Origin of the sequence: Candidatus Pelagibacter sp. FZCC0015, from assembly GCF_007833635.1 — a bacterium.
GTDB lineage: Bacteria > Pseudomonadota > Alphaproteobacteria > Pelagibacterales > Pelagibacteraceae > Pelagibacter.
In genome coordinates, this window is the sequence record NZ_CP031125.1 from 688,046 (window position 1) to 711,889 (window position 23,844).

Annotated in this window: 27 protein-coding genes; 12 read left to right on the plus strand and 15 right to left on the minus strand. The window is 29.2% G+C overall.

Annotation, left to right across the window (positions count from 1 at the left end; translation table 11 throughout):
• Nucleotides 1–444: a peptide-methionine (S)-S-oxide reductase MsrA gene (gene msrA, locus DT059_RS03605; protein ID WP_145596843.1), complete on the minus strand. Its 444-nt coding sequence runs from the start codon at nt 442–444 to the stop codon at nt 1–3.
• Between the two features lie 34 nt (nt 445–478).
• Here msrA and DT059_RS03610 point away from each other — a divergent pair, with 34 nt between their 5' ends.
• Together DT059_RS03610 and DT059_RS03615 are read left to right on the plus strand one after the other, a co-directional pair.
• Entirely contained in the window at nt 479–1,360 is an 882-nt protein-coding gene (locus DT059_RS03610; RefSeq protein WP_145596845.1) for a DMT family transporter, read from the plus strand.
• Nucleotides 1,353–1,988, plus strand: coding sequence for a DNA-3-methyladenine glycosylase family protein (locus DT059_RS03615; protein ID WP_145596847.1), 636 nt, complete (start codon nt 1,353–1,355; stop codon nt 1,986–1,988). The genes DT059_RS03610 and DT059_RS03615 overlap by 8 nt, the downstream gene beginning before the upstream one ends.
• A gap of 38 nt (nt 1,989–2,026) precedes the next feature.
• Here DT059_RS03615 and DT059_RS03620 read toward each other — a convergent pair whose 3' ends face one another.
• Both DT059_RS03620 and DT059_RS03625 read right to left on the minus strand, forming a co-directional pair.
• Nucleotides 2,027–2,917 carry a hypothetical protein gene (locus DT059_RS03620; protein ID WP_145596850.1) on the minus strand — a complete coding sequence of 297 codons (891 nt, stop codon included), beginning with the start codon at nt 2,915–2,917 and terminating at the stop codon, nt 2,027–2,029.
• Between the two features lie 22 nt (nt 2,918–2,939).
• The gene (locus tag DT059_RS03625; protein WP_023854706.1) at nt 2,940–3,227 is read right to left on the minus strand and encodes a DUF1330 domain-containing protein; all 288 of its coding nucleotides are present in this window, start codon (nt 3,225–3,227) and stop codon (nt 2,940–2,942) included.
• Between the two features lie 43 nt (nt 3,228–3,270).
• On the opposite strand from DT059_RS03625, the gene DT059_RS03630 reads away from it, so the two are divergent.
• Entirely contained in the window at nt 3,271–3,594 is a 324-nt protein-coding gene (locus tag DT059_RS03630; protein WP_205713263.1) for a c-type cytochrome, read from the plus strand.
• 8 nt (nt 3,595–3,602) lie between these two features.
• On the opposite strand, the gene puuE is transcribed toward DT059_RS03630, so the two are convergent.
• From puuE to uraD, 4 genes are read right to left on the minus strand one after another with little or no spacing between them, the layout of a single operon-like run.
• Complete coding sequence (gene puuE / locus DT059_RS03635; protein ID WP_145596854.1) at nt 3,603–4,502, minus strand: allantoinase PuuE; 900 nt, start codon at nt 4,500–4,502, stop codon at nt 3,603–3,605.
• The gene (locus DT059_RS03640) at nt 4,499–4,990 is read right to left on the minus strand and encodes an ureidoglycolate lyase (RefSeq protein ID WP_145596855.1); all 492 of its coding nucleotides are present in this window, start codon (nt 4,988–4,990) and stop codon (nt 4,499–4,501) included. The genes puuE and DT059_RS03640 overlap by 4 nt, the downstream gene beginning before the upstream one ends.
• The gene (alc, locus tag DT059_RS03645; protein WP_145596857.1) at nt 4,987–5,973 is read right to left on the minus strand and encodes an allantoicase; all 987 of its coding nucleotides are present in this window, start codon (nt 5,971–5,973) and stop codon (nt 4,987–4,989) included. Before alc ends, DT059_RS03640 begins: the two co-directional genes overlap by 4 nt.
• Nucleotides 5,970–6,467: a 2-oxo-4-hydroxy-4-carboxy-5-ureidoimidazoline decarboxylase gene (gene uraD / locus DT059_RS03650; protein WP_145596859.1), complete on the minus strand. Its 498-nt coding sequence runs from the start codon at nt 6,465–6,467 to the stop codon at nt 5,970–5,972. The genes alc and uraD overlap by 4 nt, the downstream gene beginning before the upstream one ends.
• 47 nt (nt 6,468–6,514) lie before the next feature.
• Here uraD and uraH point away from each other — a divergent pair, with 47 nt between their 5' ends.
• From uraH to DT059_RS03680, 6 genes are read left to right on the plus strand one after another with little or no spacing between them, the layout of a single operon-like run.
• On the plus strand, nt 6,515–6,865 hold the full coding sequence (gene uraH / locus DT059_RS03655; protein WP_023854712.1) for a hydroxyisourate hydrolase: 351 nt from the start codon (nt 6,515–6,517) through the stop codon (nt 6,863–6,865).
• Nucleotides 6,866–8,302 carry a xanthine dehydrogenase small subunit gene (xdhA, locus tag DT059_RS03660; protein ID WP_145596861.1) on the plus strand — a complete coding sequence of 479 codons (1,437 nt, stop codon included), beginning with the start codon at nt 6,866–6,868 and terminating at the stop codon, nt 8,300–8,302. It begins immediately after the preceding gene.
• Nucleotides 8,303–10,606, plus strand: a complete 2,304-nt coding sequence (gene xdhB, locus DT059_RS03665) for a xanthine dehydrogenase molybdopterin binding subunit (protein WP_145596863.1) — start codon at nt 8,303–8,305, stop codon at nt 10,604–10,606.
• Nucleotide 10,607: 1 nt separating this feature from the next.
• Nucleotides 10,608–11,078 carry a nucleoside deaminase gene (locus DT059_RS03670; protein WP_075536554.1) on the plus strand — a complete coding sequence of 157 codons (471 nt, stop codon included), beginning with the start codon at nt 10,608–10,610 and terminating at the stop codon, nt 11,076–11,078.
• Nucleotides 11,078–11,986, plus strand: a complete 909-nt coding sequence (locus DT059_RS03675) for a urate hydroxylase PuuD (RefSeq protein WP_145596865.1) — start codon at nt 11,078–11,080, stop codon at nt 11,984–11,986. Before DT059_RS03670 ends, DT059_RS03675 begins: the two co-directional genes overlap by 1 nt.
• Nucleotides 11,987–12,002: 16 nt before the next feature.
• Nucleotides 12,003–12,527 (plus strand): phosphoribosyltransferase, encoded by a 525-nt coding sequence (locus DT059_RS03680; RefSeq protein ID WP_072090269.1) that lies wholly within the window; start codon nt 12,003–12,005, stop codon nt 12,525–12,527.
• 51 nt (nt 12,528–12,578) lie between these two features.
• Here the strand turns inward: DT059_RS03680 and DT059_RS03685 are convergent, their stop codons facing one another.
• From DT059_RS03685 to DT059_RS03705, 5 genes are all read right to left on the minus strand, one after another.
• Nucleotides 12,579–13,649 carry a BMP family ABC transporter substrate-binding protein gene (locus DT059_RS03685; RefSeq protein ID WP_145596867.1) on the minus strand — a complete coding sequence of 357 codons (1,071 nt, stop codon included), beginning with the start codon at nt 13,647–13,649 and terminating at the stop codon, nt 12,579–12,581.
• Between the two features lie 78 nt (nt 13,650–13,727).
• Complete coding sequence (locus DT059_RS03690; protein ID WP_445082357.1) at nt 13,728–14,648, minus strand: ABC transporter permease; 921 nt, start codon at nt 14,646–14,648, stop codon at nt 13,728–13,730.
• A gap of 8 nt (nt 14,649–14,656) precedes the next feature.
• On the minus strand, nt 14,657–15,721 hold the full coding sequence (locus tag DT059_RS03695; protein WP_168189256.1) for an ABC transporter permease: 1,065 nt from the start codon (nt 15,719–15,721) through the stop codon (nt 14,657–14,659).
• Nucleotides 15,718–17,208 carry an ABC transporter ATP-binding protein gene (locus DT059_RS03700; protein WP_145596871.1) on the minus strand — a complete coding sequence of 497 codons (1,491 nt, stop codon included), beginning with the start codon at nt 17,206–17,208 and terminating at the stop codon, nt 15,718–15,720. Before DT059_RS03700 ends, DT059_RS03695 begins: the two co-directional genes overlap by 4 nt.
• A gap of 3 nt (nt 17,209–17,211) precedes the next feature.
• Entirely contained in the window at nt 17,212–17,802 is a 591-nt protein-coding gene (locus DT059_RS03705; RefSeq protein WP_145596872.1) for a nucleoside deaminase, read from the minus strand.
• Nucleotides 17,803–17,927: 125 nt separating this feature from the next.
• Between DT059_RS03705 and DT059_RS03710 the strand changes: the two genes are divergently transcribed.
• Both DT059_RS03710 and DT059_RS03715 read left to right on the plus strand, forming a co-directional pair.
• The gene (locus DT059_RS03710) at nt 17,928–18,233 is read left to right on the plus strand and encodes a hypothetical protein (protein WP_075505181.1); all 306 of its coding nucleotides are present in this window, start codon (nt 17,928–17,930) and stop codon (nt 18,231–18,233) included.
• 137 nt (nt 18,234–18,370) lie between these two features.
• The gene (locus DT059_RS03715) at nt 18,371–19,693 is read left to right on the plus strand and encodes a uracil-xanthine permease family protein (RefSeq protein WP_145596874.1); all 1,323 of its coding nucleotides are present in this window, start codon (nt 18,371–18,373) and stop codon (nt 19,691–19,693) included.
• A 47-nt stretch (nt 19,694–19,740) separates the two neighbouring features.
• Here the strand turns inward: DT059_RS03715 and DT059_RS03720 are convergent, their stop codons facing one another.
• Both DT059_RS03720 and DT059_RS03725 read right to left on the minus strand, forming a co-directional pair.
• A complete protein-coding gene (locus DT059_RS03720) occupies nt 19,741–20,187 on the minus strand; it encodes an Hsp20 family protein (protein ID WP_075485922.1) in 447 nt (148 codons plus the stop codon).
• A 102-nt stretch (nt 20,188–20,289) separates the two neighbouring features.
• Complete coding sequence (locus DT059_RS03725; RefSeq protein ID WP_145596876.1) at nt 20,290–22,365, minus strand: S9 family peptidase; 2,076 nt, start codon at nt 22,363–22,365, stop codon at nt 20,290–20,292.
• A 15-nt stretch (nt 22,366–22,380) separates the two neighbouring features.
• Between DT059_RS03725 and DT059_RS03730 the strand changes: the two genes are divergently transcribed.
• Nucleotides 22,381–22,884: a J domain-containing protein gene (locus tag DT059_RS03730; protein WP_145596877.1), complete on the plus strand. Its 504-nt coding sequence runs from the start codon at nt 22,381–22,383 to the stop codon at nt 22,882–22,884.
• On the opposite strand, the gene DT059_RS03735 is transcribed toward DT059_RS03730, so the two are convergent.
• Nucleotides 22,881–23,843: a glycosyltransferase family 9 protein gene (locus DT059_RS03735; RefSeq protein ID WP_168189257.1), complete on the minus strand. Its 963-nt coding sequence runs from the start codon at nt 23,841–23,843 to the stop codon at nt 22,881–22,883. The genes DT059_RS03730 and DT059_RS03735 overlap by 4 nt on opposite strands.
• Between the last annotated feature and the right edge of the window lies 1 nt (nt 23,844).

Here is a 23,844-nt window from a genome sequence, read left to right on the forward strand (position 1 = left end):
TTATCTTTTTTCCAAATATCTTTGATGATACTCTTCAGCTGGGCAATAATTTTTAACTAAAGAAGTTTTTGTTACTACTTTTCCTGATAATTTGACGTTTTCTTTTTCTATCATTTTTTCAGCAGTAATTTTTTGCTGATCATTTAAATAAAATATTTCACTTCTATATTGAGTTCCAAAATCTGGTCCTTGAGAATTTAAGGTTGTTGGATCATGAATTTCAAAAAAATATTCAAGAATTTTCTCGTAAGATATTACTTTAGGATCAAAATCTAGTTTTACTACTTCTGCATGATTTGTTGTACCTGTGCATACTTCTTTGTAATTTGTTTCAGCATTATAACCTCCACAATAACCTACTTCTGTTTTTATAACTCCATCAAGTTTACTAAACTTAATTTCTGGTCCCCAAAAACATCCTAATCCTAAAATTGCTATTTCCATTGATAATTAACTTAATTAATCTAAAGTTAATCATATGCTATCAAAAAATCAATTAGGCTTTTTTTACATGTTCATATCGGTATGTGCATTTTCACTTATGGATGTAATTGTTAAATGGTCTGATGATTATCCCGTTGGACAAGTATTATTTTTCAGAGGATTTTGTGGAATAATTCCAATTTTATTTCTTATTCCTAAAGATAGATATTTAGATTTTTACAAAACAACTAGACCCTTTCTTCATTTTAAAAGATGTTTAGCAGGATTAATTGCTTTGGTTTCTATATTTATAGCATTAAGAAATTTACCTTTAGCAACAGTTGTAAGCATTTCTTTTGCAGCACCAATATTTATAACAATATTTTCAATTTTTTTACTAAAAGAAAAAGTTGGTATTTATCGATGGTTAGCGGTCTTAGTTGGATTTTTGGGTATAATCTTCATCACTGAACCAGGTTTTAGCTCTTTAAATTTATATTATATTTATCCAATAATTTTTTGCTTAGGTTTATCTTACGTTGCTATTGCTATAAGAAAATTATCATCAACTGAGCCTGCTTGGTTGATTAGTTTTTTCTTTTCATTCTCTATAATGCTTTTAAGTTTTTTATCTTTTTATCAGGGATGGATCCTTCCAAGTTTAATTGATCTATTTTTGTTATCAATGGTTGGTATATTAGGGGGTCTTGCAAATTTATGGTTATCACAATCTTATAAATATTCAGAAGTGAGTTTAGTTTCTCCTTTAAAATATCTTGGATTAGTATTTGCAATAATATTTGGATATTTTATTTGGAATGAAATACCAACTTCTAAAACTTTATTAGGTGCCTTATTAGTTATAGTTTCATCTATTATTATATTTAGAAGAGAGATGTATTTGAAAAAAAAGTTATCTGTTTCACGACATGAGTAAAACACCATCATATTGGAATAAAGCAAAAAAATATTTATCTCAAAAAGACAAAACTATGTCTTCTTTGATTAAAAAATATAAATCCCCCTCAGAAACAGTGCTAACTTCAAGAAAAGATGTTTTTTTCTCTCTCTGTAAAAGTATAATTGGACAACAAATTAGTATAGCTGCTGCTAATTCAGTTTTTTTAAAATTTAAGAAAAAATGCAAAAATAAAATTAACCCAAAAACAGTAAGCAAGTTGTCTACTATTCAGCTCAAAAGTTGCGGCTTAAGTAGACAGAAAGTAAAAGGAATAAAAAGTTTATCCCAAAAAATATTAAGTAAAGATTTTAATCCAAGACTTATTTCAAAAATGTCTGATGAAGATGCCATAATTTATCTTTCTCAATTAAGACAAATTGGAAGATGGTCAGCAGAAATGATTTTGTTATTTACTTATAATCGTCCTAATATTTGGCCCATCCAGGATATTGGTTTGTTAAGAGCTATTTCAAAAAATTTTAATAAAAAATATTTACCACCAGAAAGTTATGTGAAATATCTAAACAAAAAATTTTCTCCTTACTGCTCCGTTGCAACTTGGTATTTATGGAGAAGTATAGATCCAGAACCAATTCAGTATTGAAATTCAAAAAAGATTTTCATCTAGCAATTTTTTTAAATTCAATCCATCCACTCTTTATATTTGGATAAATTTATTTGAATATAATTTGGTAGTTTCTCTGTATTAAATTTTTCTAATATTACTCCATTTCCTACTTTATTTACTCTTTTATCAACTCTAAGGTCATATATAGCTTGTTTTTTATTAACTAAATTTTGTATTTCTTTTTCTGTTAGTGAAACAAGATCAAATTCTCTATGATGTAAATATGATTTAAGTTTATGTTCTATCATCTTGGGACTTTTAATATTAGAAAAGTGCCAACCACCATCTTCAATTATTTCTAAATTAGTATATTTTTTTTTAGAAAAAAAAGTATCTAATCTATAAAAAGGGTATTTTTTATGTTTCACATTTCTGAGCCATTGTGGCGAAATTAAATTTTTCTTTTTAACCCCTTTTGTACCAGGCCATTTAAAATTAGGCAGAGAAAGATTAAATTTATAATAAAACATATCTTGTTTAAAAATTAAAATTTCATTCTTAACATTTTTTAAAGTCTCAATATTTAATTTTGGAATTTCGTCTACATCAGAGATTAGAACCATATCATTGTCTTCAGCATCTTTTAAGCCCTCTAAAATAAAATTTCTTTGAGAATTTTCTCTATAAAGAGCATTCATTATATATTTAACATCTTTAGTTCTTTTATTGTCTTTTTTTTTAACTTCTTTTACAGATTCAGGTATTTTGTCATAGACTAAGTAGATAATTTTGTCTCTGAAATTTTTATATTTTTTTTCATTAAATATTAGATTTCTTTTTTCTCCCCTGTGATTGTAAGTACTTTCTACAATAACAAAATAATCTATATATTTATTTAAAACGTTAAGCCTAAGATCTAAAATTTGATCTTCGTCAAAAAACATAAAACAATCAAAAATTTTCATTTTTATTTTATTAATTAATTTTTTACATTCCTTCAAAAATTATATGTTCTCTAGTTGCATTATTTTCTAAATGTTTTCTAGCCTCAACATACTCCTCTGAATTGTAACAATTTTTTGCTGTTTCAATATCTGGAAATTCCGCAAGAGCTACTCTTACCATTTCTCTACCTTCTAAAGTAACATTATTTGCACTTCTAGCTATTATTTTTCCAGAATATTTTTCAACCGCTTCTTTAGCTTTAACGGCATATTTTTTAAGTCTTTCGTCGTCTTTTATTTCAGTATAATTTGCAACCCAATAAGCTTTCATAATTCTCCTTTTTAAATTTTTTTAATTATGATACCAAATTTATGTGAAAAAATTATTTTTAAATTTCTTTGGTACATCATTATTTTTGATATTTTTATCATTAACCCACGTTAATGCTGATGAATTGTTTAATAAAGGAAAAGAAGTTTTTCAGGGAGCTGGAAATTGTGCAGCATGTCATATGCTTTCAGATGCTGGATCTAACGCAATGGTTGGTCCAAATTTAAATGAAATTAGACCTGATATTCAAAGAATTATAATGGCAGTTAGAAACGGTATAGGAGTAATGCCCGCAATGGAGGGTATACTAACTGATGAGGAAATAGAAGCGGTTGCTCACTACACTTCTATAGCTGCGGAACAATAATAAAAATTTTAACTATAATTTTTTATCCAATGTTTAGCTATATCTACTCTTTTACAGATCCAAATATCCTTAAATTTTGTGATATAATTTAAAAATTTTTTAAGAGACTGTATTCTACCAGGTCTTCCAATTAATCTGCAATGTAAGCCAACCGACATCATCTTTGGTGAAGTTTTTCCTTCCTCATAAAGGGCATCGAAACTATCTTTTAAATAATTATAAAATTGTTCACCTGAATTAAATCCTTGATTGGTTGCAAACCTCATATCATTATTGTCTAGTGTATAAGGTATCATTAGTTGTTTTTTATTACCTTTTTTTATCCAGTAAGGAAGATCATCACTGTATGTATCGCTACAGTATAAAAAACTACCATTATCAATTACTAAATCTAGAGTATTTTCACTACACCTACCAGTGTACCAACCAGCAGGTTGATTACCAAAAATCTTTTTTATAGATTTGACTGCAAGTTTCATATCATTCTTTTCTTTTTTCTTTGATACATTTTGATAGTCAATCCATCTCCACCCATGACTAGCAACTTCATAATTTGCTTTTTTTATAGCCGAACAAACTTCTTTGTTTCTTTCCAATGCCATACCAACTCCAAAAATAGTAAGTGGAATTTTCTTTTTATTAAATAGATCGTGAATTCTCCAAAATCCTCTTCTTGATCCATATTCATAAATTGATTCCATATTTAAGTGTCGACCTTTAATTGGTTTTGCTCCTATAATTTCTGATAAAAATATTTCCGAAGTTTTATCACCATGAAGAGTACAATTCTCTGCTCCCTCCTCGTAATTAAGCACAAATTGCAAAGCTAACTTGGCATTACCAGGCCACTTTACTTTGACTTTTTGTGAACCATATCCTACCAAATCTCTTGGGTATTTTTTTTTCATTTTTTCAAAATAATTTGATCTTTTTTAAATTTATGAATAACGAGATTGTTTCCTTTTCCTTTTCTATCAACAATTAGGAAATTCATATTTTTCATAGAAATCAATGGAAAGTGCCAAATACCAGCATTGTAATTAACCCCAGTTTGTTTTGGGACTAAAAAGGATTGGATTTTATTTACATCTGGCTTATCTCCTTTTGGTGCTACAAACACTAAAAATTTTGTATCTTCCATAGGTATAAATGCTTGGCTTCCTAAAGGATGTTTTTCCATCATATCAATTTTCATAGGAAACCTTCTTTTTTTTGCTTTAAAAATACTAACAATTGCTTTCCCTTTGTTTTTAGATGCATCTACGTTTATCAAATTATCAAATCTTTTTGCATACCCGTCATTAATATTTATAGGATTTTTTTTTGACGTATCTATTAATTGACCAAATTTAGAAAAATTTTTTTTAGTAATTTTTTTTGCTTTTATTATTTTCATCTCACAAAATTTCCAAATGCCCTTATTCTTGAAATTCCACCATCTGGATAGATATTTATTCTAAGATAATTTTCCTTACTTCTCTTAATTAAGAATTTTTTAAAAATATGTTTCTTGTGAGCTGACAGTTTTGACTTATTTAAAATAAACTTCCAATTTTTTGAATTATTGACAATTGATTTATTGGACAGATCTTTTGAAATGCTTGCAGTTTGAATTGAGCAACTATCGGGATAGTTTCCTTTAAAATGATGGGTATCTATCTCTAGTTTTTTTATTAATCCTGGTTTTCCAAATTTTATTATAAGCCAATCAAAGTTTTTTCCTCTACTTCTTCTTGTTTCCCAACCATCTCCCATATTTTTTCCTTTACCAGGTGCTATGATATTATCAGCTCTGCCGAAATGTTCATTATTACAACCAATAATTGAAGCGCCATTTAAAACAGATGTAAGGTTGACAGTTTTGTTATTTAAAAAGTTTTTCTCCATTTCAATTTTTCCATAAAGTCTTAGTCTTGCAACTCCACCATCTGGAAAAATGTTCAGTCTTATATAATTAAAAATAGATTTGTTGTTTGATTTGAAGTTATGGTTTCGGCTTGGCCCAAGTTTTTTCTTGCTCAGTAAAGAAATCCATTTTGTTTTCTTATTAGGCTTTGTTTTACTAAAGCAACCCTCCAACGAAGCATGTGTGGGCTGATTTCCATTGAAATGTGTTGTGTCAATATCTATATCAAATATCTTTCCAGGTTTACCAAGTTTTAAAATTAAATAATCAAAACCTTTTGATCTTCTTCTCCTTGTTTCCCATCCATCCATCCATTTACCATGTTTGTCAAATAGTCCATCTTTAAAAACTGGAGTTTCGATGTTTAATATTCTATGAGCAGCTGCAAAAAAATCGTCAGTCTTAAATATAACTTTAGTTCCAATTCTTGGATCCGCTAAGTTAATCATTTTTGCACTTATAAATTTTTTCATTTTTTGTTTATTTCATTCAAACGAAAGGTTGCGATTTTTTTTACTTGTTTTTTTGCTTCAAGGAATTCACTTTCTACATCACTTTGTATTCTTTGTCTAAAATTATTCAAAATTTCATTTTTATTTTTTCCTTTTACGGCAATTATAAAAGGAAAATTAAACTTTTTTTTATATTCTGCATTTAATTTTTTAAATTCCTCATATTCATCATTAGAACATTGGTTTAATTTTGCAGAGGCTTGTTCTGATATAGATTCAGAGGTCATTTTTTTTGCTACAGCAAGCTCAGGATGTGCATTTAAAATCTCTAAAATTTTATTCATTTCGTAATTTTCATAAATATCAAGCATTTTAAACACAATATCTTCAAAGTTTTTAAATGGTTTTAACTCAAAAGCTTCCATAGCAACTGACTCAGTTTTTTCAAAAACATTACCAAATATAGACAAAAAATCAGACTTGTTAAGATCGTTAATGTTATCTATTGTTCTCATATAACTTTTAAAAATTTAAGTTTGAAATTAAATGATACTATAATTTTATGACAAAGCTCACAACTCATGTTTTAGATGTGTATTCTGGTAAACCTGGCAAAGGTATCTTGGTTGAGTTGTTTTATATTAATAATTCAGAACGAAAAAAATTAACGTCAACAAAACTTAATGATGATGGTAGAGCTAATTCACCATTAGCAGAGGGAGATGTTTTTATTAAAGGTAAATATGAATTAATTTTTCATATTGGAGATTATTTTAAAAACACATCTTCAGCTAGCGATGTACCATTTTTGGATGATGTTGTTATAAGATTTGGTATTTCAGATCCCTCACAGCATTACCATGTTCCTTTACTTGTTTCACCTTGGAGTTATTCTACTTATAGAGGTAGTTAAGTGATATCGAGTTCTGTTAAATTTCTATTAAATGACAAGCTTATAGTAATCAAAAATCCCGATCCAAATCAAACTTTACTTAATTATATTAGAACTGAATTAAAAAAGACCGGAACTAAAGAAGGATGTTCGGAGGGTGGTTGTGGTGCATGTACAATTGTTTTGGGTGAATTAGTCGATAATAAAATTGTATATAAAGCAATTAATTCTTGTATTTCATTTGTCCCCTCATTGAATGGTAAGCAACTTATAATTGTTGAAGATTTAGTTTCTGAAAATGGAAAACTTCACCCAGTACAAGATGCGATGGTAAAATTTCATGGTTCACAATGTGGTTTCTGTACGCCAGGATTTGTCATGTCTTTATTTTCAATGTTTAAAAATAATAAAAGTCTCAATAATGAATTAATAACAGATTCTATATCAGGTAATTTATGTCGTTGTACTGGTTATAGACCTATAATTGATGCTGCCAAAAGTTTAAATAAAATAAATAAGAATGATCAATTTTCTAAAAATAAAAATAAAGTTATTCAACAATTAAAAAAAATTAAACCGAAAAATATTTATATTAAAAAAGATGATAAAATTTATTTTTCACCAAAAAATATTAAAGATTTAAAAGGTATAATTAAAAAACATTCTAATTTTAGTTTTCTTGCTGGTGGAACTGACTTATCTTTAAAAGTCACAAAAGAAAGAAAAGAAATTCCGTTTATAATTGATTTAAAAGAAATTAATGAATTAGATTTTATCAAAGTAAGTAAAAATTATTTAGAAGTTGGTTCTGCCACACCTTTAATAAAATTTGAAAAAGAAATTAAAAAATATTATCCAGATTTTTATTTGGTTCTAAAAAGATATGGCTCTGTTCAAATTCGAAATGTTGGAACTATAGGTGGCAACATCGCAACAGCATCTCCAATTGGTGACTCACTGCCAATTCTATTATCTTTAAATGCAGATGTTTTAATTGAAAGTTTTAACAAAAGAAAAGTGATACCTTTAAATAATTTTTTTCTTGATTACAGAAAAACTAAATTAAAAAACAATGAATTTATACATTCAATAAAAATACCATTATTTAAGAAAAATATTTTTAAGGCATTTAAGATATCAAAAAGATTTGATGATGATATTTCATCTGTTTGTGGATCTTTTAATTTTGAGATTTATAAAAATAAAATTAAACAGGTTTATATTGCATATGGAGGCATGGCCGCTGTACCAAAAAGAGCTAAAGCATGTGAAAAAATTCTTAAAAACAAGCCTCTTACCATCAATACTTTTGATCAAGCAAAAAAATATTTGGAAAAAGATTTAAGTCCTATTGGAGACATGAGAGCTAGTAAAGAATACAGACTAGAGATAGCAAAAAATTTATTGATGAAATGTTTTGTAGAAATAAATTCTAATAAGTTATCAAGAGTAAATTAAATGAGCAAAGAGAACTACATCGAAGAAATAAGACCACACGATAGTGCCTACAAGCATGTGAGTGGATATGCAGAGTACACTGATGATATTAATGAGCCAAAAAATACAATTTATGGTGCTATTGGTTTAAGCAAAAAAGCCCATGCAATAATTAAAAATATAGACTTAACCGAGGTAAAAAAAAGTGAAGGAGTGATATCAATAGTTACTCAAAGAGATATCCCTGGTAGGAATGATGTGGGTCCAGTTTTTGATGGTGATCCAATTTTTCCAGAAAAAAAAGTTGAGTTTTTTGGTCAGCCATTATTTGCTGTTGCTGCTACAACTACAGAACTTGCTAGAAAGGCAGTATTAAAAGCCAAAATTATATATAAAGATTTAAAACCTGTTATTACAATTAAAGAAGCTTTAAATAAGAAGCAATTTTTATTTAAACCAAGAAAAATAAAAAAAGGTAACCCTTCTAAAAAAATAAAAAATTCAAAAAACAATTTAAAAGGAAATTTTACAACTGGAAGCCAAGAGCACTTCTATCTAGAAGGCCAGGCAGCTTTTGTTGTTCCTAAAGAGGATGATAATTTTTTAGTTTATAGTTCGACGCAACATCCATCGGAAACACAACAATTAATTGCAAAAATATTTAATCAAAAAAGCAATTCAATAAATGTTGAAGTCAGAAGAATTGGAGGTGGGTTTGGTGGAAAGGAAACAAATTTTATGACAGCATGCATTTGCGCGTTGTTAGCAAAAAAATCAGGGCAGCCAGTCAAATTAAGATTGGATAGAGATGATGATATAATTTTGACTGGTAAGAGACATGAATTTTTATCTGAATATGAAGTTGGTTTTAATGATCAAGGTATCATTGAAGGATTAAAATTAAATTTATCTTCTAATTGTGGAATGTCACCCGATTTATCAGTTGCAATAAACGAGAGAGCTTTGCTTCATGTGGACAATGCATATTATATTTCAGATATCGAGGTAACAAATAATTTATGTAAAACAAATATTCCAACCTCAACTGCATTTAGAGGCTTTGGTGGAAATCAAGGGATGATGGCTATAGAGAATATCATAGATAATATCGCAAGGTACTTAAAAAAAGATCCTATAGAAGTCAGAAAGAAAAATTTTTATCAAAAAGATAAAAGGAATGTAACTCATTATGGAATGATAGTTGAAGATAATGTTATTAATGAAATATTTAAAAAATTAGAAAATAAATCTAATTATAAGAAAAGATATTCGGATATAAGAAAATTTAATGAAAAAAATAAATTTAAAAAGAAGGGGATAGCCATTACTCCTTTAAAATTTGGTATTTCATTTACCACAATTCATTTAAATCAAGCTGGAGCCTTAGTTCATATTTACACAGATGGAAGTGTTCATTTGAATCATGGAGGAATTGAAATGGGTCAGGGGACACACACAAAGATTGCTCAGTTAGTGGCAAATTCATTAGGATTACCATATAATTTAGTTCATATCTCATCAACAAATACAGCCAAGGTTCCAAATACTTCAGCTAGCGCCGCTTCATCCACTACAGACCTTAATGGAGCAGCAGCGTTAAATGCAGTAGCAAAAATTAAATTAAATTTAGAAAAATTTATTAAGAAAAAATATAAGATCTACAATCAAGAGGCAGTTTATAAAGATCAATGCATAATATTTGGAAACAGACAATTTGAATTTAAAAGCATAATTCAAGAAGCATATTTAAATAGAATATCTCTTTCATCATCAGGCTTCTATTCAACACCAAAAATTAATTTTGATAAAAAAAAATTTAGAGGAAGACCTTTTTATTACTTTTGTTATGGAGCAGCTGTTTCGGAAGTAACTGTAGATACATTAACCGGTGAAAATATACTGGAAAGAGTGGATATCTTGCATGATGCTGGAAAACCAATAAATCCTGCACTAGAATTAGGTCAGATCGAGGGTGGTTTTGTGCAAGGACAGGGATGGCTAACAATAGAGGAATTAAATTGGAAATCAGATGGTCAGATTACAACTTTTTCTCCATCGACTTACAAAATACCTGCGGTAAGTGATATTCCAAAAAAATTTAATGTAGAAATTTTTAAAGAGGGATTAAATAAAGAAAAAGTTGTTAATAAAGCAAAAACAACTGGTGAGCCTCCTTTGATGCTAGCCATGAGTGTTTTTTATGCAATTAAAGATGCAGTTGCTTCAATTGGAAATTATCAGTTTGCACCAGAACTTAATGCACCGGCAACTCCTGAAAGAATTTTAATGAGTATTAACAAAATTAAAAATAAAATTAAAAATTAAAATGGAAGATAAAAAAAAATTTATGGCAAGAGCAATTGAGCTATCAATTAATAGCGCGAATACCATTGGAGGTCCCTTTGGAAGTGTTATAGTTAAAAATGATAAGATTATTGCAGAGGGTTCTAATAAAGTTACTTCTTCAAATGATCCAACTGCGCATGGAGAAATAGTAGCAATTCGAGAAGCCTGCCAAAATTTAAATACTTTCGATCTTTCTGGATGTGAGATTTACACATCTTGTGAACCTTGCCCGATGTGTCTTTCAGCAATTTATTGGTCAAGATTAGATAAAATATATTATGCAAATACTAGAGAAGATGCAAAAAATATAGATTTCGATGACTCATTTATCTATACAGAAATTCCAAAAAAAATTGATGATAGGAAAATTAAAATGGTACAAATGCTAAGAGATGAAGCTTTAAAAGCATTTGAAATTTGGGATAAAAAAGTAGATAAAATAAAATATTGATGGAATTTTTACCTTATACAATAAAATGGTTAGAAGTTATTCTAAGATGGGGCCATGTATTATTTGCAATATTATGGGTAGGTAATAGTTTTTTATTTAATTACTTAGATAATAATTTAAATAAAAATATAACGAGTGATGATATCGATGGTGAAGGATATCTGATGCATTCAGGTTTTTTTTACAAACTTTCGAGGTTAAAAACATCTCCACCTCAGGATTACTTAAATAGATTAGTAATCTTCAAATGGCAAAGTTACTTAACCTTTGTAACCGGAATGTTGCTATTAGTTGTAATTTACTATTATAACGCTGGTGTATTAATGGTTGATAAGCGTGTCCTGTTAATAACCCCTAGTTATGCAATTATTATCTCACTTTTATCATTGATTATTTCTTGGTTTGTTTACGATCTTTTATGTAAATCAAAATTAATTGAGAATAATATTTTATTTATATCCACGGGAATAATTTTGCTGGCAGTTGTATCATTTGGACTTACAAAATTATTTGGTCCAAAATTTGCAATTTTAAGTGTTGGATTAATCATTGGATCCAATATGTTTGGTAATGTTTTCACGGTAATCATCCCTAATCAAATGAACATAATTAGTAGCAGTGAAAGAGGTGAAAAATTTGATATGAGCTTATCTTTAGCAGCTAAACAAAGATCAATTCACAATAATTATTCAACTTTTTTAGTTTTGTTTATAATGCTTTCTGGGCATTCGAGCTTTTTAGTTTATCATCAATATAATTGGTTAATATTATGTGCGATTGCTGTCATTTCTGGTGTAGCAAGACATTATTTTAATTTAAGAGGAAGAAACATTCATAGGTTGTATATTCTAATTTCTTCAATAATAGCACTTATCGTTCTTGCAGTTTTAGTTTTATTATTTAAATAACTAGATATAAAAAATTATGTCTGAAAAAATGATTGTCAGCTGGGACGAGTACAACAAAACTGTTGAGAAACTAGCAATCCAAATTGATGAGAGCGGATATAAACCAACAATACTAGTTGGTATCATGCGTGGAGCAGCGCCTATGATAGATGTTCTAAGTAGAATTTTTAAACTAAAATGTGCGTATCTTGCAGTTGAGTCTTACAGTGGTAAGGGAGTAGAGGATGAACAGGGCGATATTGTGTTTTCAAGAGAAATGAGCTCGATAGCACCTAATATGGGTGGAAAAATACTTTTATGTGATGATTTATCTGACACAGGAATTACTTTTAACAAAAGTATAGATTGGTTAAAAAAATACGAACCCATTAAGGATAAAATAGAAGACATAAAAACCGCAACATTATTTAAAAAAAAGAAATCAACATTTGAGCCAGACTTCTGTGCAAATAGACTTCCTGATAATCCTTGGATAGTGCAGCCCTTTGAAATTTATGAAGAATTAAGGATTGAAGAAATCAAAAAAAAACATCAGATATAAAAAAGGCCAGTTAAAAAACCGGCCTTTTAAAATTTTTAAATTGAAAACTAATTACTTAGGTATATCTCCTTCAACACCTTTAACGTAAGTCATCATTCCTGCAAGCATTCCATCATCTGCAGTTTTTCCTTCAGCTACCATTAAATTACCTTTCTGGTCATAAATTGGTCCTGTGAAAGAATGAACTTTACCAGATGCTAAATCTGCTTGAAGTTTTTTTACTTTTGATCTTAGGTCAGCTGGCATTTGTGAATCTAAATCTGATATCACAACCATACCATCTCCAATACCATGCCAAGTATCTTTTTGATTCCATGTACCGTTCGCAACAGCTTTAACTCTGTCCACGTAATATGGACCCCAATTGTTTTCAACTGAAGTCAATACAGCTTTAGGAGCAAACTTGTCCATATCACTTGCTTGTCCAAAAGCATATACTCCAGCTTTTTCAGCCATTTGAACAATAGCAGTACTATCTGTATGTTGAGCAATTACATCAGCACCTTGATCGATTAAAGCTTTTGCTGCCTCTGCTTCTTTACCTGGATCATACCAAGTGAAAGCCCAAACAATTTTAGTTTTAATATTTGGGTTTACTTTTTGAGCTGCTAAAGTAAATGAATTGATACCTCTGATAACTTCAGGAATTGGAAAAGATGCAACATAACCAATAACATTTGATTTTGTCATAGTTCCAGCAATTGTTCCTAAGATAGTTCTACCTTCATAGAATCTAGCTGCGTATGTAGAAACATTTGCATGTTCTCTTTTGTATCCAGTAGCATGTTCAAATTTTACATTTGGAAACTCTTTTGCAACTTTGTTAGTTGGATTCATGTATCCAAAACTAGTTGTAAAGATAATGTCATGACCAGAATTAGCTAATTGTCTAAGAACCCTCTCAGCATCAGCACTTTCTGGAACACCTTCTACGTAAGTTGTTTTAAATCCGGCAGCTTCAACAGCTTTTCTACCCACATCATGCTGATATGTCCATCCATGGTCACCAGTTGGACCAATATAAACAAATGCTGCTTTCACATCCTTTGCTATTGCAGCTACAGTCAATGTAAATAATAAAACTAAAGAAGAGACGAAAGAACGAATAAATATTTTATGCATAAATTTATTTCCCCTTTTGATTTTTTAATAAAATTAAATTTAGATTAAATTATCTAAAAAAAAATAATTATTTTAGAATTAATTGTCTTTATGAAAAGATTTCCCCAGAGAACTAGGAGTACTTAGCCTAATTTTTCTACTATCACGAGAAATTACAACTAAAACTATTATTGTAACTATGTAAGGTAGAGCTGTTAAAAATTGCACAGGAATTCTTACTCCAATTGCTTGCATATGAAATTGAATAATTGTTAATCCACCAAAAATCATAGCACCAATCAAAATTTTAATTGGGTTCCATGTTGAGAAAACCACCAGAGCTAATGCGATCCAACCTCTTCCGCCTGTCATATTTTCAATCCACTGTGGAGTATAAATCATTGATAAATATGCACCAGCAAGTCCACTCATTGCACCTCCGTAAAGAATACATAAGTAACGAACTAACCTTACTTTTATTCCTTGATTAGATGCTGAAACAGGAGAGTCCCCCACAGCTCTTACTATTAATCCTATTTTTGTTTTTTTTAAAAAATAGTTAGTCATGAACGGTAGAGCAAAAGCAAAATAAAAAACAATTGAATGTCCAAATAATATTGGACCTACAAGTGGTATTGTATCTTTTAAACTTTCAAATAAAACAGGAAATTCTTTTCCAGGAATACCCACAAAATTTTTTCCTATCATCGCTGATATTCCAATTCCAAATATGGTAAGAGCTAAACCGGTAGCGACATGATTTGTAATTAATGTTTGAGTTAGAAATGCAAAAATAGTTGAGATTAAAACTCCAGCTAACATTGCCCCAAAAATTGCAATAATTAAACTTCCTGTAACAGTCATTAATGCGAAACCTGAAATAGCACCAATTATCATCATTCCCTCAACACCAAGGTTTAAAACTCCAGACCTTTCTGTAATTAGTTCGCCACAAGAAGCTAAAATCAAAGGAACAGCGGAGGCCATGATTGATGCAATTATCAGTCCAATAAAATTTATATCAATGATCATTTTTTTGAACCTATAAATTTAATTTTGAAAAAAAGTAAATAATCTGATGCAAGAAGAAAAAATAAAATCATTCCTTGAAAAACCTGACCAGTATATTTAGGTATTTGCATAAATATTTGAGCTGTTTCAGCACCCAGATAAGTTATTGCAACAACTAGAGATGCAAAGATGATACCAACAGGATGTAAACGTCCCAAAAACGCTACAATTATTGCAGTAAAACCATAATCTGGAGAAATTTCTCTATGAAGCTGTCCGATAGGACCAGTTATTTCTCCAACTCCAGCTAAACCTGCGCAAGCACCACTTATTAAAAAAACGAGGATGATCATTTTTTTACCTTTGTAACCAGCATATTTTGCTGTCTTTAAACTAAAACCTGAAACTTTCATCTGGAACCCTAAATATGTTTTATAAAATACAAACCAACTGACAATCACTGCTGCTAAAGCTAAAAATATTCCTGCGTGAATTCTTAGTCCTTCAAATAACAACGGAAGTTTAGCAGAGTCACTGAACTGTCTGGTTTCAGGAAAATTAAACCCTTCTGGATTGCTCCAAGGACCAACAACAAGATAGTCCAAAATTAATTTTGAAACATATACCAACATAAGACTTACTAATATTTCATTTGTATTAAAGTAAGTTTTTAAGATTGCCGGTATTGATGCATACAGCATACCACCAATTGCACCAGCTAAAATTACTATTGGAAGAATGTAAAACCCTTCTTGTTCATAAAACAATAATGCTACTCCTCCAGAAACTATCGCCCCGAAAGTTAATTGACCTTCAGCTCCAATATTCCAGTTATTACTTTTAAAACAAAAAGATAAACCGATTGCTATTAAACAAAGCGGTGTAGCTTTTAATAGTAATTCGCTGAAACCATATTTATCTGCAATTGGAACTATGAAAAAAAATTTTAGAGCTTCAAATGGTTTAAAACCTAAAATAAAAAAAATCAAACCTCCCGCTACTAATGTTAGAAAAATAGCTAACACAGGTGTAAAGAAAAAAATAGCTCTTGATGGTTGATCTCTTTTTACGATTTTGATCAATTTGCTCCTCCCATTAGTATCCCAAGTTTTTCAGAGGTTACTTCTTCAGCATTCATAATTTTTGACAATTTTCCTTTATGAATTACTGAAATTTTGTCACTTAATTTTAATAACTCATCAGTGTCTGTAGATATTAATATAATTGATTTATTTTGTTCATTGATTTTAATCAATGTTTCGTGGATATAATTTATGGCTCCAACATCTAAACCCCAAGTTGGATTAAAGCAAATTAATAAATCTGGAGATGTTATTAACTCTCTTCCAATAATTAATTTCTGCAGATTTCCTCCTGACAAAAATTGACTTTTTAACTCTATGTTATCTGTATTAACATTAAAGTCCGAAATTATTTTTTTGGAATGTTCCTTAATTTTGTTTTCGTTAATTAATCCATTATTAAAAAAATTTGATGATTTAAAATTATTTAGAGCCACATTTTCAAAAATTTTCATTTGTGGAATTGCAGCCTGCTCAAGTCTATCTTCTGGAGAAAAGGCCATCAAATATTCTCTTCTCTCTTGAGGATTTAAATCTCCTATGTAATTATTATTAAATTCTATACAATTCTTGTCTGATATAATTTCACCACTTAATACTTGAAATAATTCACTTTGACCGTTTCCTGATATACCAGCAATTCCTAAACACTCACCTCGATTAACAGAAAAATTAATATCCATTAAATTTGTTTCAAAAGGATCTTCACTTGTAAAATTAAGATTAGTTATCTTAATCAATTGATCTGATGAAGTTTTTGCTTTTTTTTTCTTAATTGTTTTAAGGTTCTGACCCACCATTTTGTTGGCAAGTGACTCAATATTTTCATTCTTTATTTCACTTACAGAAACTAATTTTCCTCTTCTCATTACAGCAACTTCATCACAAAGCTGCATAACTTCCTTTAATTTATGGGTTATATAAATAATTAAAATTCCTTCTTCTGAGAATTTTTTCAAAGATAAGAATAATTCACTCGTTTCTTGCTCTGTTAATACTGATGTTGGCTCATCCATAATTAAAACTTTTGGATTTCTTATCAGACATCTAATTATTTCCACTTTCTGTTTTTGACCTGCTGACAGATTTAGAACAGGAATATCAAGATCAATTGAAAAATTGTATTTTTTCATAATTGAATCAATTTTTTCTCTTAAACTTTCCCTTTGTTCATCTGAGTCTATTATTAAGTTTTCAAATACGGACAAAGTTTCAAAAAGATTAAAATGTTGGAATACCATTCCAATATCATTTTTTTTTGCATCTAATGGCGAATTGAGCTTTAGATTATTTTTATTTAAATAAATTTCACCTTCATCAGGAATGATGACGCCTGATAGAATTTTAACTAGTGTAGATTTTCCAGCACCATTTTCTCCAAGAAGAGCATAAATTTTACCACTATTAAACTCTAGCGAAACATTATCGTTTGCAACACACCCAGGATATATCTTTGTTACGTTTGAAATTTTAAGGTTTGTATTCATTACTTAGTTTAATGGTATAGAATTTTCATTTTTATTTTCCTGGTATTGATTTGATAAAATTTGATATTTTTTTTTAATTTCGTCTAATTGTTTTAAAATATCTTCTTTTTTTGAAGTAGGTAAATTCTCAATAAGTAAATTTATATTCTGACTTTTCCAATAGGAATTTTCTTTATTATATTCTCCATCGTTAATTTTAAATACTTCTTTGAGTATATTTAAATCGTGAGGAATTTTAAATTGATCATTTGTTTCAGTATACGGAAACACATAATAAAAATTATCAAATCCAGAAAAAGTAATCCCACTCAAACACATGCTACAAGGCTCATGTGAACTTAAGAAGATGCAGTCTTTTTCATTTGGTCTTGTCTTTGCATCTAATTCATAAAATTTTTTAAGAGTATGCATTTCTCCATGCCACAATGGATTTTCTATTTCATTGTTTGTGTCTGCAACTACAAGCGATAAATCATCTTTTTTAATTATTGCTGCACCAAATATTTTACTACCTCTAGCAACACCTTGTTCAGTTAAGGGTAAAATTTCTTTTGAAAATATATTTAATATTTTTTCTAGGGCTTTTTCATTCATATACTTGAACCATCAAATAAAGAACACAATTGTTACTATAATTAAACTCAAATTAATAAGAAATAAATTATTAATACAACTTTAAAGTTAGTAATTTATTAAACAAAAAATGTTAATTTAAACTTATGACAAAATTAAAATCAGCAGTAAGTCTTCTAATTATCATACTTTTTTTTTCAGGGTGTCAAACTGTTAAAGATAAAACAGATGCTATTGTTGAAAAAGAAAATGAAAAATTAAGTAAATTTCTTGGAAAATCAGCTAGCGAACTTCAGATGGAGCTTGGAAAACCAGACGAAGACTTTAAAAATGCTAAAGGGAACTTTGAGTTTGTTTATAATAGTAAAAAATATCTTGTTCCATGTGAGCGAAGGTTTGAAATAAATTCAGAAAATATAGTTGTGGGTTTTGTTTCAAACGGGTGTTTTTAAATTTATTGGTTGAAATAAATCTGTTCATTATAGGTTTTTTTTACTATTTTAAATGGAGTTATTCTAAACTACTTAGTTTTTTTATATTAATTCATAGTCAGTAATGTAACGTCTATTTAGTTAACGACGGAGGTTATATGGCTTCAAGAAAAGCAAAAGTGGGCTCTACAAACAGTCCAGACAAGAAACTTCCATTAAATAAATCCATACCTTTAGGAATTCAGCACGTACTAGCAATGTTTGCTGGTAATATAACTGTTCCTATTATTGTGGCTGGAGTTTTTGGTCAAACGCCTGAACAAAAAATATTTTTGATTCAAATGGCTTTGTTTGTTGCGGGAGTTGCAACAATTATCCAAACAGTTGGATACAAAGAAATTGGTGCAAGACTTCCTATTGTTCAAGGAACCAGTTTTGCATTTATACCAATCATGCTACCATTTAAAGCAGCAGGATTAGGTGCAGTATTTACAGCAGCGTTCATTGGAGGAATTTTTCAAATTTTCATTGGAAAAGTTTTAAAACCAATAAGACATTTATTCCCACCGTTAGTCACAGGTATAGTTGTGCTAATGATTGGATTTAGTTTGCTTAAAGTCGGTTTTATGTATGCAGGTGGAGGTGGATGGTTAATGAATAATAAACCTGAAATCTTTGCAAATGCAAATCATTTAACGGTTGCCGCTTCAGTGTTCATAGTTGCTATCTTTTTCAATCTTAGAGGTAAAGGAATGGCTTCTGCAGCTTCAATTTTGATTGGAATAGTAGCTGGCTTCATAGTTGCAGCAGCACTAGGAATGGTTAACTATGGTAAAATTGCATCTGCATCATGGTTTGCATTTCCAATGCCACTTCAATATGGAATTGATTTTGTGCCTGGTGCAATAATTCTAATGTTGTTTATGTCAATTGTTACAACGATTGAAACAATTGGAGACATAAGCGCTACTACAATGGGTGGTGCTAAACGAGAAGCAACGGATAAAGAAATATCAGGTGGAATTATGGCAGATGGTGTTGGTACTGCATTTGGTGCAATATTTAATGCGATGCCAAATACATCCTATTCACAAAATGCTGGACTAGTTGCGTTTACAGGAGTGGTAAGTAGGCACGTTGGAACTATTGCAGGAATAGTATTAGTTCTAATGGGATTATTTCCAAAATTAGGTGGAATAATTGCTGCAATGCCAGAGTCTGTAATTGGTGGAGCAGCAATCATTATGTTTGGTATGATTGTAGCTGCTGGTATTAAATTGATTTCAAGAGCAGAAATGGATCAAAGAAATTTATTAATCTTAGCTCTTTCTTTGTCTTTTGGAATTGGAATGTCATTGTTACCAGACTTTGTGAAAAATATTCCAGATTTTGGAATAAGTTTAAAACTACTGTTAACAACTGGACTTATACCTGCTGGATTATTAGCATTTGTTTTAAATGCTATAATGGCAAAGAAATAATTAATTTAAACTTGTGGGGAGAAATCCCCACAAGCAAGGTTTAAGACTTATTTAATTTCAATAAGCTTCTTTTTTTTATGTTCTGGAATTATTCTTTCACAAGATATTGTTAAAAGACCATCTTTAAGCTCAGCACCATTAACTTTTACATCATCAGCTATAGTGAATGATCTTGCGAATTGTCTTTGAGAAATACCTTTATGAATAATTTCTCCATTAACATCACTGTCCTCAGATTTATTAACTTGTTTTGTTCTAACTGTTAATAAATTGTCCTCGAACTCAACCTCAACGTCTTTTTTGCTAAAGCCAGCCAATGCTACTTCAATTGCATAGTTGTCTTTACCTGTCTTTCGGATGTTGTATGGTGGATAATTTGACTGCATTGTCAAATTCCCATTTCCCAACATATTTTCAAACTGGTCGAACATATCATCAAAACCAATTGAAAAAGGTCTAAGTGAGTTAAATATAGATAGATCCTTACTTGTCATAATATCCTCCTTTTTTAAGCAAGTTTATTTATGCAAGCCCCATTAGGCGACTTACCTAACTTATATGGGAATTAATTTTTTTTTTTCAAGATTGAATAAGTACTAAATTTTATTTGAAATTTTTAATGCAAATGCATAGTCAATAGCAATTTCTTCTATTGCCCCATCTCTTCCAGATTTTCCACCATGACCAGCATTCATTTCGGTTTTTAAAAGAAGTAAATTATTATCTGTTTTATAGTCTCTAAGTTTTGCTGTGAACTTTGCAGGTTCATCAAATAAAACTCTATTATCACTTAAACTTGTTGTAATAAAAATATGTGGATAATCCATCTTTTTAATATTGTTGTAAGGCGCATATGAAAAAATATAATCAAAATGTTCTTTATTCTCTTTTGCATTTCCAAATTCGTCAAATTCTCCCACAGTTAACGGTAAAGAATGATCAAGATTTGTTGTTAAAGAATCCACAAAAGGAACAGCCATGATAATTCCTAGAAATAATTCAGGAGATTGATTAACAACAGCTCCCATTAATAATCCTCCAGCAGATCCACCCATGCCAATAATTTTTCCTTTTGAGGTATAATTTTTTTCAATTAAATATTTTGCAGCATAAATATAATCTTCAAAAGTATTTTTTTTGTTTGTTAATTTTCCCTCTTTCCACCACTTCATACCTTTTTCCATACCACCTCTAATATGAGCTGTAGCCCAAATTATGTCTCTATTGATAAGACTTAATCTTGTAGAAGAAAAACTTGGGGACATAGAATTTCCATAAGACCCATATCCATACAATAAAACATTTGCAGACCCATCAATTTTTGTTTTTTTGTGTCTAGTAATTGTTAATGGAACTATTCTTCCGTCATGAGATTTAAACTCAACTCTCTCAACAATATAGTCATCTTTATTATGACCAGATGGGATCTCTTGTTCTTTAACAAGTTCTTTAGATTTTGTTGCTAAATTATATTTAAATACTCTAGAAGGAGTTTTGGGTGATGAGTATCCTAAATGAACTTCATCAGTATTTCTATCTTTTTGAGTTAAGCTTACTCCTGGAACATAAACAGATTCATCAGAAAAAATTAATTCTTCTTCTATATTTGTAGAAATATTTTTGACAAATAATTTATCTAGTGCATCTGATGTTTCACCACGAATAATCCAATTTTTAAGGAATGTTAATCCACCAATTAAAACTTCATCTTTTGCTGGAATATATGTTTTCCAATTTTGATTTTCTAAATTGTCACAAATATCAATTTTAAAGTCTTCAGCGTTTTTATTTGTATGATTATAAAATTTACCATCCCATGAATTAACAGAATACAATACACCTCTTTCTCTTTTAATAATAAGTTTTGGAGATGGATTTAATTCCTCTGATTTAAAGTAATATTGCTCTGAAGTATTATGGTCAGAAGTATTTATAAAAAAATATTTTTCATCTGAACTTTTTCCAATTCCTACTGTAAAAGCCTCACTTTTCTCCTCAAATATTAATTCATCTTTTGCCTCGAAATCACCTATTCTGTGCCTGTATATTGTTCTTGCTCTATGATTTTCATCAAGTTTAGAATAAAAAATATATTTATCATCTAAACTAAATGTTATTCCCCCTGATGTTTCCGTAATTTCTTTTGAAATAATTTTGTTTGTTTTTATATCTCTTAAATAAATTGTATAATATTCAGATCCTTTAAGATCTAAAGAGTATCCTAGATATTTATCATTGTTACTTACTTCTAAATCTCCAACCCCAAAATATTCAGTTTTAAGTTTTTCTTTTTCTTTATCTCCATTCCATATTTCCTCAATATTTTCTGAACCAATTTTTTTTCTAAGTTTTATGGAATAATTTCCTTTTGTTGTAGTTTTTGTCCAATATTCATAAGTGTGATCTTTATAGGGCAAAGATTCATCATCTAATTTAATTCTTGCTTTAATCTCATCAAATAATTTTTTTTGGATATCTTTTGTATCTTTTAAATGATGCTCTGAGTAAGCATTTTCATCTTCTAAATATTTTTTCACTTCAGGATCTAACTTGCTTTTATCTCTGAGAACTTCCAAAATATTATCTTGATGAATCCAGCTGTAATTGTCTTCCCAATCAATATTGTGACAAGTTTTTATCTCTAGTTTTTTTTTAAGTTGTGGTACTTTCATCTAATAAGGAAATATATGAATATTATTATTTATCTACTTGTAATTTTAGTCATCTTATATTTTTTATTAAGATGGTGGTCAAATATTTCTCCAAAAAAAATGTCAAAAGGAGTGAGGCTGATAACAATTTTATTGTTGGCTTTATTAGCAGTTTTATTTGCTATTGGTGGAAAATTTCTACTCACATTACCATTAACTCTCGCAAGTCTTGCTTTGGTTAAACTTAAAGGTTTATCATTGATACAATTGCTTTCTCTTTATAGACTTATTCAAACTTTGAGGAATTCTGGAAGATTTTCATTTAATCAGAATCAAAATAATAATTCTTCATCATTATCAATATCAGAGGCATATAAAATTTTAAATTTAGATATTAATAAAAAACCAACCAAAGAAGCACTAAATAAAGCTTACCAAAAAATTCAAAAAAAAATTCACCCAGATATTTCTCCAGAGACTTCAAGATTGTCAGCTATAGTCAATGAAGCTAAAGAAATAGTTCTTAAAGATATTTCTTAATTAATTATTGATAATAGTTTTTCATAAATCTTATCTGGATTTATTTTATCTTTACCGTGAGTGTTGTGAGAAACAGTAGTTTCTCCATCAGGAATTATTGGATGCATATTTGTATTATAAGAACCATAAATTAATGGTGTATCTGCCATTAATGTAATTGTTTTAATTCCTAATGCTGATGATAAATGCGAGAAACTTGTATCATTGCAAATTGCAACATTACAATTTTTTATAATAGGTAATGCTTCCTTTATACTGAGATTATCTAAAGCAACACACTTTTCTCTAAATTTTGTATTTAATATTTCTATTAAGATTTTTTGTTCATCTTTATTTTTACCTGTAGCTAAAAAAAACCTACATTTTTTAAAATTTTCTAATCTTTCCATTACGTTTAGAAAAGTTTTTGATGGTATTCTTTTTGTTGGGCCTGAACCACCTATACCCAACAAAATATTAAGTTCATCATTTTTAATATTAAAGTTTGCTGCTGATTTTTGAACCAGATCATTATCAATTTGAATTTCTGGATTATCAATAGTTTCGATATTTAAGTATTTTTTTATTATAGCTTTAGCTGGTTCTGTAATGTGTTGATTTTGTTTTTCAAATAACGGGTATTGAAATATTTCTTTAACACCTGCTAATTTAGAAATTAAGTTATATCTCAAAGATGAATTAAAAATAAAAACTTTATCGAAATTATATTTTTTAAGATCACTTGCTAATTTGAAAAATCCTTTAAAACCATCATGTTTTTGATTTATTTTATTGCCTCTTTCTAAGTGAATTATTTCATCAATATAATTTGTTTGATTTAAAAACTCGTTAGCCTTTGAATTTTCTTTAACCAACAAGCTAACGGGCACTCCAAATTTATTTGAAATAGCTCTAATATAGGGTAGGAATATTACTGTATCACCTATACCCATCCTGTTTTGAACAGCTAATATTTTCATA

Coding starts and splice junctions, on each gene's coding strand:
- DT059_RS03715 (WP_145596874.1), top strand. CDS start 18,371: ATGGCTTCAAGAAAAGCAAAAGTGGGCTCTACAAACAGTCCAGACAAG.
- DT059_RS03680 (WP_072090269.1), top strand. CDS start 12,003: ATGTCTGAAAAAATGATTGTCAGCTGGGACGAGTACAACAAAACTGTT.
- DT059_RS03670 (WP_075536554.1), top strand. CDS start 10,608: ATGGAAGATAAAAAAAAATTTATGGCAAGAGCAATTGAGCTATCAATT.
- xdhB (WP_145596863.1), top strand. CDS start 8,303: ATGAGCAAAGAGAACTACATCGAAGAAATAAGACCACACGATAGTGCC.
- DT059_RS03710 (WP_075505181.1), top strand. CDS start 17,928: ATGACAAAATTAAAATCAGCAGTAAGTCTTCTAATTATCATACTTTTT.
- DT059_RS03685 (WP_145596867.1), bottom strand. CDS start 13,649: ATGCATAAAATATTTATTCGTTCTTTCGTCTCTTCTTTAGTTTTATTA.
- uraH (WP_023854712.1), top strand. CDS start 6,515: ATGACAAAGCTCACAACTCATGTTTTAGATGTGTATTCTGGTAAACCT.
- puuE (WP_145596854.1), bottom strand. CDS start 4,502: ATGAAAAAAAAATACCCAAGAGATTTGGTAGGATATGGTTCACAAAAA.
- DT059_RS03615 (WP_145596847.1), top strand. CDS start 1,353: ATGAGTAAAACACCATCATATTGGAATAAAGCAAAAAAATATTTATCT.
- DT059_RS03700 (WP_145596871.1), bottom strand. CDS start 17,208: ATGAATACAAACCTTAAAATTTCAAACGTAACAAAGATATATCCTGGG.
- DT059_RS03640 (WP_145596855.1), bottom strand. CDS start 4,990: ATGAAAATAATAAAAGCAAAAAAAATTACTAAAAAAAATTTTTCTAAA.
- DT059_RS03725 (WP_145596876.1), bottom strand. CDS start 22,365: ATGAAAGTACCACAACTTAAAAAAAAACTAGAGATAAAAACTTGTCAC.
- alc (WP_145596857.1), bottom strand. CDS start 5,973: ATGAAAAAATTTATAAGTGCAAAAATGATTAACTTAGCGGATCCAAGA.
- DT059_RS03675 (WP_145596865.1), top strand. CDS start 11,078: ATGGAATTTTTACCTTATACAATAAAATGGTTAGAAGTTATTCTAAGA.
- uraD (WP_145596859.1), bottom strand. CDS start 6,467: ATGAGAACAATAGATAACATTAACGATCTTAACAAGTCTGATTTTTTG.
- DT059_RS03610 (WP_145596845.1), top strand. CDS start 479: ATGCTATCAAAAAATCAATTAGGCTTTTTTTACATGTTCATATCGGTA.
- DT059_RS03625 (WP_023854706.1), bottom strand. CDS start 3,227: ATGAAAGCTTATTGGGTTGCAAATTATACTGAAATAAAAGACGACGAA.
- DT059_RS03730 (WP_145596877.1), top strand. CDS start 22,381: ATGAATATTATTATTTATCTACTTGTAATTTTAGTCATCTTATATTTT.
- DT059_RS03705 (WP_145596872.1), bottom strand. CDS start 17,802: ATGAATGAAAAAGCCCTAGAAAAAATATTAAATATATTTTCAAAAGAA.
- DT059_RS03720 (WP_075485922.1), bottom strand. CDS start 20,187: ATGACAAGTAAGGATCTATCTATATTTAACTCACTTAGACCTTTTTCA.
- DT059_RS03620 (WP_145596850.1), bottom strand. CDS start 2,917: ATGAAAATTTTTGATTGTTTTATGTTTTTTGACGAAGATCAAATTTTA.
- msrA (WP_145596843.1), bottom strand. CDS start 444: ATGGAAATAGCAATTTTAGGATTAGGATGTTTTTGGGGACCAGAAATT.
- DT059_RS03735 (WP_168189257.1), bottom strand. CDS start 23,843: ATGAAAATATTAGCTGTTCAAAACAGGATGGGTATAGGTGATACAGTA.